1 protein-coding gene is annotated in these 600 nt (G+C 70.5%); it reads right to left on the bottom strand.

Annotated features, from left to right (window positions below; genetic code table 11):
* The coding region (locus MXD58_RS24560; RefSeq protein WP_248838031.1) for an enoyl-CoA hydratase at positions 1-600 on the bottom strand (600 nt) is incomplete at both ends.

Raw genomic sequence — 600 nt, 5'->3', positions numbered from 1 at the left:
CGGGTCGGTGACGAGCACCGGGAAACCCGAGATGTTCGTGTTGTGCGCGTGGGAAAGCTGATGGAGAGCGAACGAGGTCTCCATCCCCGAGCGCATCCCCATCTCGTCCTCGCAGGCGTTCACCGCCTTCTTCGTCAACGCCAGCGCGAAGCGGGGACGTTCGGCGATGCGCGTCGCCAGCGCGGTGGCGGCCGACTCCAGCTCGGCGCGTGGCACCACCCGGTTCACCATGCCGATCTCGTAGGCCCGCTGGGCCGGCATGCGCTCCCCGGTGTACAGGAACTCCTTGGCCAGGCGCGGCCCGAGCACCCACGGGTGGCAGAAGAACTCGATGCCCGGGCAGCCCATCGAGACGACCGGGTCGGCGAAGAACGCGTCGTCGCTGGCGATGATCAGGTCGCAGGACCAGGCCAGCGAGAGGCCGCCGCCGATGCAGGCCCCGGCCACCGCCGCGATCGTCGGCTTGGGCAGCTCCCGCCAGCGGCGGCACATCCCGAGGTAGAGCTCCTCCTCGAAGGCCAGTAGCCCCTCACCGGTGAGTTCCTTGCCCCGGTGGTCCCACCACAGGGTGACCGGCCGGCGCTCGCCGCCGTCGTCGCC

It is taken from the genome of Frankia sp. AgKG'84/4, from assembly GCF_023242965.2.
Taxonomy (GTDB): domain Bacteria; phylum Actinomycetota; class Actinomycetes; order Frankiales; family Frankiaceae; genus Frankia.
The sequence above is the reverse complement of the archived record's forward strand: the minus strand, read 5'-3'. Positions and strand labels throughout refer to the sequence as shown.